General features: G+C 41.9%; 4 protein-coding genes. 2 read left to right on the forward strand and 2 right to left on the reverse strand.

The window, feature by feature from the left end; translation table 11 throughout:
* Positions 1-87: 87 nt before the first annotated feature.
* Positions 88-1491: a Re/Si-specific NAD(P)(+) transhydrogenase subunit beta gene (gene pntB / locus Xenpb_RS11780; RefSeq protein ID WP_187654495.1), complete on the reverse strand. Its 1404-nt coding sequence runs from the start codon at positions 1489-1491 to the stop codon at positions 88-90.
* A gap of 10 nt (positions 1492-1501) precedes the next feature.
* Positions 1502-3040, reverse strand: coding sequence for a Re/Si-specific NAD(P)(+) transhydrogenase subunit alpha (pntA, locus tag Xenpb_RS11785; protein ID WP_187654496.1), 1539 nt, complete (start codon positions 3038-3040; stop codon positions 1502-1504).
* Positions 3041-3431: 391 nt separating this feature from the next.
* On the opposite strand from pntA, the gene ydgH reads away from it, so the two are divergent.
* Together ydgH and Xenpb_RS11795 are read left to right on the forward strand one after the other, a co-directional pair.
* A complete protein-coding gene (ydgH, locus tag Xenpb_RS11790) occupies positions 3432-4385 on the forward strand; it encodes a DUF1471 family protein YdgH (protein WP_187654497.1) in 954 nt (317 codons plus the stop codon).
* 433 nt (positions 4386-4818) lie between these two features.
* Complete coding sequence (locus Xenpb_RS11795; RefSeq protein ID WP_187654498.1) at positions 4819-6210, forward strand: basic amino acid/polyamine antiporter; 1392 nt, start codon at positions 4819-4821, stop codon at positions 6208-6210.
* Positions 6211-6462: the final 252 nt, after the last annotated feature.

The following is a 6462-nucleotide window of genomic DNA, read 5'->3' on the forward strand; positions in this document are numbered from 1 at the left end:
CCCTGAGGATACAATAAAAAAAGAGCTTCATGTTATCACAGAAGCTCCTGAGTATTAATTCTGGGGTATTAATATTACTTTATGCGACTATAAAGCCCGAAGAATTGCTTCCACACTCGCTTTAGCATCACCAAATAACATTTGGGCATTCTCTTTAAAGAAAAGTGGGTTTTGCACTCCGGCATATCCCGTATTCATTGAGCGTTTAAATACAATGACGTTTTGTGCTTTCCAGACTTCCAGTACCGGCATTCCGGCAATAGGGCTTGAAGGATCTTCCTGAGCGGCCGGGTTTACTGTGTCATTAGCTCCGATAACCAAAACGGTATCTGTTTCAGTGAAATCATCATTAATTTCATCCATTTCTAAAACGATATCATAAGGAACTTTTGCTTCGGCAAGCAGCACGTTCATATGGCCCGGTAAACGTCCGGCAACCGGATGGATGCCAAAACGAACTTCTATGCCCTTTTCACGCAATTTCGCGGTAATGTCATGAACCGGATACTGTGCCTGAGCAACTGCCATGCCGTAACCCGGAGTGATGATGACTGAAGTGGAATTTTTTAACAGTTCAGCGACCTCTTCCGCCGTTGTTTCACGATATTCCCCCATCTCTTGTTCATCACCTGAAGAAACGCTATCTGTACCGAAACCGCCGGCGATGACACTGATAAAGGAACGGTTCATCGCTTTGCACATAATATATGAAAGGATAGCCCCCGAAGAACCTACCAAAGCACCTGTGACTATCAACAAGTCATTGCTCAGCATGAACCCCGCTGCTGCTGCTGCCCAACCTGAATATGAGTTCAGCATGGAAATAACAACGGGCATATCTGCGCCACCGATAGAGGCAACTAAATGCCATCCAAAAGTAAGTGCAATGATTGTCATCAGCAACAAAGTGAAAACTTGTAATCCAGCACTTTCCGTTCTCACAAAAGTGCTCATCAGTATTAAAGATACGACCAATGCAGCCAGATTAAGTTTATGGCGGTGTGGTAACATCAACGGCTTGGAAGAAATCTTTCCTCTCAATTTACCAAATGCCACCACTGAACCGGTAAATGTCACGGCACCAATAAAGACTCCCAGGAAGACTTCTGTCAGATGGATATTTTCCATAACGGAATCTGCAAAAATATCATGGGAAATAAAGCTGTTGAATCCTACCAAAACCGCCGCCAAACCGACAAAACTATGCAGGATAGCGACTAATTCAGGCATCTCCGTCATTTCCACTTTTTTGGCGAGACGAATACCAATAACAGCACCAATGATCATTGCCAACATAATCCAGCCAACTTTGCCGGAGTCAGGCCCTAACATAGTGACAATCAACGCAATTGCCATACCAACGATGCCAAAAATGTTACCCCGCTTGGCGCTTTCATGGCGGGAAAGCCCGGCGAGGCTGAAAATGAATAAAATGGCAGCAACAATATATGCCGCTGTAACTATTCCATTCGAAAATATTCCATTCGACATAAGTTACTCCTTACCCTTTACGAAACATTTTCAGCATACGTTGGGTGACAGTAAAGCCACCGAAGATATTGATGCTGGCGATTAATATTGCAATGAATGAGAAGAAACTCACCCATCCCCCTGCACCAATTTGCAACACGGCTCCGACGACAATGATCCCTGAAATCGCATTGGTGACAGACATTAATGGTGTATGTAACGAATGACTGACGTTCCAGACAACGTAGTAACCCACGATGCAAGACAAGGCAAACACGGTGAAATGAGATAAAAATTCTTTCGGGGCAACATGTGCCAACCAGCCATACAGAATTATCGCCAAAACGATCCCGCCATACTTCAGCCACGAAGATTTAGGTTTTTCTTCTGGTTTGGCCTCGTTCTTCACTATTGATGAGGGTTTTGCGGTGGCAGGTTGAGCTGAAACTTGAATAGGTGGAGCTGGCCAGGTAATCTCCCCCTCTTTAATGACGGTAACGCCGCGTACAACGACATCATCAAAATCGATAGTGATTTCTCCATTTTTCTCTTTGCAAAGTAATTTCAATAAATTAACCAGATTGGTTCCGTAGAGCTGTGATGATTGAGTTGGCAATCGGCTGGGCAAATCTGTATAACCTATCACTTTCACACCATTTGGTGTCACAACAAGTTTATCCGCCTCGGTATATTCACAATTTCCTCCATTCTGGGCAGCCAGATCAACAATCACACTGCCCGGCTTCATGGAGTCGACCATTTCTTTAGTAATAAGGCGAGGTGCTGGTTTACCCGGAATCAGCGCAGTAGTGACGATAATATCGACCTCTTTTGCCTGCGCAGAAAATAATTCCATTTCTGCTTTGATAAAAGCTTCCGACATGACTTTTGCATAGCCATCCCCTGAACCGGCCTCTTCTTTGAAATTTAATTCCAAAAATTCAGCGCCCATACTTTGTACTTGTTCTTTAACTTCTGGACGCGTATCAAAAGCCCGGACAATCGCACCGAGGCTACCCGCTGCGCCAACTGCTGCCAAACCTGCAACACCTGCGCCAATAATCATGACCTTAGCTGGTGGCACTTTACCTGCGGCTGTAATTTGCCCTGTAAAAAAACGACCGAATTCATGGGCAGCTTCAACAATGGCACGGTAGCCAGCAATATTCGCCATTGAACTAAGCGCATCTAAAGATTGTGCGCGGGAAATTCGCGGAACAGCATCCAAGGCCAGAACGGTCACCTTACGTTCTGACAACTTTGCCATTAATTCAGGATGTTGTGCCGGCCAGATGAAACTCATTAACGTAGCGCCTTCTTTCATCAAGGCAATTTCGTCATCGGTAGGAGCATTAACTTTTAAAATAACATCTGATTGCCAAACCTGATGACATTCTGCAATATCAGCTTCCGCATTTTGATAAGCAATATCATCAAAACTAGCAAGCTGCCCTGCTCCTGTCTCAACTGTGACGCTGAACCCCAACTTGCGCAATTGCTCTACCGTTGATGGTGTGGCAGCAACGCGAGCTTCATTGGAAAGTCGCTCTTTTGGTACACCAATATGCATAATGTTTCCTTCTTTAAGAATGAAATATTGCCGATTATTACCTTGTTGAAGCCTATTTAACGACTAGATTGATTTTATTTCTGCCATCAGCAAAACCTATCAATAGAATATAAAATAATAACGCAATGAAAATAATGTCAATGATTTATCATCATAATGTCAGAAAAAAACAAAATAACCTTCCAATCTAAACGATAACGTATCTCATATAACTCACTATATTTATTAAAATTCCTAGTGCCATATACTAAAAACTGACAATCATTTATTTAGAAGGTATAAATTCTTGCGACAATTGGCATTATTACATGTAATAATTGCGATCTATGTGATACATAACAATGTTCAGCACGTTATAAATATTTTAATGCGCAAGGCGAAAGGATTTTTTATGAAGCTGAAGACAACGATCATCGCTACTGCGGTGCTCTCATTAACCACGATTACTGCTGCACATGCGGCTAAAGAGTTGACCCCGGAACAAGCCGCAGAGCTCAAACCTTTTGAGCGAATCGCAGTCACAGGTCGTTTTAATGCAATTTATGAAGCTGCCGATGCAGTTTCTCGTCAGGCAGATAAAAAAGGCGCTGAAAGTTTTTACATCCAAAGTCTCGATGATCTCAATGGACGTGGTAATTTACGTGTTGTGGCCGATTTGTATCATAAGGATGCAGAGAAAGCAGATAAGACACCTAATTATCGCATCTATCGAGGTATTAAAGAATTACCTAAAACAGAAGCAATGACTTTGGAACCTTTTGATACAGTAACGGTGAATGGCTATTTCCCTACTGACCCTGACATGAAAGAAGCCATCGCCAAAGCGGCCAAAAAGAAAGATGCAGCCTCCTTCTTTATTGTTCGTGACATTGCACCAAATAATGGTGGGAACCAAATAGTTACAGCATATGTTTATAAAGAAGATGCTCCAAAACGCAAAGTTCAATCTAATCAAGCTGTCATTCCGGCCGATTCTGATGCAGGCCGTCAGGCACTGGCAAAAGGCGGTGAAGAAGCTGAGAAAGTAGAAATTCCTGGTGTGGCTTCTTCAACCTCAACAAGCAATGTCGTTGGACGCTTTTTTGAAACCCAGACAGCAAAAGGTGGGCGTTACACTGTAACTTTACCGAATGGTACAAAAATTCAAGAGCTGAACAAAGCATCCGCCGCTCAGATGGTGCCATTTGATTCCATCACTTTTTCTGGTTATTACACTACTGCCCCAGAAGTCTCTTATCAGGTTGCTAAACGTGCAGCCGAAAAAGGCGCAAAATACTACCATGTCACTAGAGAATGGCAGTCCAATGGTGGTAACGTGACAATCAGTGCTGATTTATTCAAATAATCGAAACGTTATTCACCACATCATGAAAAAGGCACAATGTTTGATTTGTGCCTTTTTTCTTGTTTACAAGATTTGCATAATTGTTCGTTATTTGTTTTTTGTCCAAAAAATACACAATCTGTATTATCAAAAGTGTTTATCATGTACTCATTTCTATGTTTCTCAAGGCAATAGCACATATTAGAAAAAATATCGTTAATTCGTTTTCTTACTCCTCTACATAATTTTATGCATAAAGTTTATATTTTTTTGCATAGTCAACCATTGCATACAATCCTTTCACTCCGTAGAATCGCCCTGTTTTTTAGATTTATCTACTGAATCTTCTCTGCAATCCATAGCATGGATGCAACAAATGTCCAATATGTGTTCGATATTCAGGACAAGCGTCCTGGCTAATCGTGTCGATTATATTATTTTTAGGAACGTATCTTTGGAAAAGAAATTAGGCCTCACATCTCTGACAGCACTGGTACTCAGCTCCATGGTTGGGGCTGGCGTATTCAGTCTGCCACAAAACATGGCGCAGGTAGGCAGCCCTGTTGCATTAATGATTGGTTGGGGAATAACAGGCATAGGTATTCTCTTTTTGGCCACGTCCTTACTTTTGCTTTCACGTCTGCGTCCTGATTTGGATAGTGGTATTTTTACCTATGCAAGAGAAGGATTTGGGGAATTAGTCGGGTTCTGTTCTGCATGGGGTTATTGGTTCTGCGCCATTATTGCCAATGTTTCTTATTTGGTTATCGTTTTTGCAGCCCTGAGTTTTTTTACCGATACCGAACATTCAGTCATTTTCGGTGATGGAAATACATGGCAATCGCTGATAGGCGAATCTGTTTTATTGTGGTTTGTTCATGGCTTAGTACTTCGAGGAGTACAAACTGCTGCGGGAGTCAACCAATTAGCTACGATGGCGAAGCTCTTGCCATTGGGCATGTTTATTGTTCTGGCCGTCATTGCTTTCAAAATGGATGTGTTCTCCTTTGATTTCACCGGTATTGAAATGGGTGTTCCGGTTTGGCAGCAAGTTAAAGATACGATGCTAATTACTTTATGGGTTTTTATTGGTGTTGAAGGTGCAGTTGTTGTTTCAGCCCGAGCTAGAAAACGTAAAGATATTGGTATCGCAACTGTGCTGGCCGTCATTTCAGCATTAGGTGTTTATGTTCTTGTTACCCTTCTTTCATTGGGATTAGTCACAAGACCTGAATTAGCTGCCATGCGTAATCCTTCAATGGCGAACCTTATGGTGGGGTTAATGGGTTCTGCCGGAGATATTGTGATTATTGCTGGTTTAATCATTTCTGTCTGTGGCGCTTATCTGAGCTGGACAATTATGGCCGCAGAAGTGCCATTTATTGCTTCTTTACACGGCTCATTCCCAAAAGTATTTAATAAACAAAACAACAAGAAAGCGCCTGAATCATCACTTTGGATCACAAATGGTGCGGTTCAAGTCTCGTTGATTTTAATCTGGTTAAGCGGCAGCAATTACAACACATTACTTTCAATTGCGTCAGAGATGATCCTTGTTCCCTACTTTCTTGTCGGTGCATTTTTAGTGAAGGTTGCTTTTGAACGTGGCAGTCGAGCATTATTATCTATTGCAATAGGCGCCTGTGCTTACGGGTTATGGCTAATTTACGCATCAGGTTTAATGAATCTACTGCTTTCAGTTGTATTATACGCTCCTGGTCTATTGGTTTTCCTGTATGCACGCAGGCAAAATACAGAAAGAAATCCACTGAGCATAATGGAAAAGTTGACTATTGTGGTCTTATTTCTTACCACGATCCCTGCCACATGGTTGTTAACATATTAATAAGCCGATACTACTGATGTTAGCTTAATACAAGTTTTTTCGATTTTATCTAAATAAATCATTTTCTAGAGGGGAGAAATAAATTTCTCCCCTTTTTTTGTATATAGAAAACCCCCTGCTAGGCACTGTCTCTTGATCACATCTATAGCTCAAGAGACTGTGCAAGCAAGTAACCCTCAAGGATGGTTTGTAATATGAACCATCCTTCCCATAGTCTTTCCCATCCTACTCGACCATTACGTTTTGAATCGT

Origin of the sequence: Xenorhabdus sp. PB62.4, from assembly GCF_014467285.1 — a bacterium.
Taxonomy (GTDB): domain Bacteria; phylum Pseudomonadota; class Gammaproteobacteria; order Enterobacterales; family Enterobacteriaceae; genus Xenorhabdus.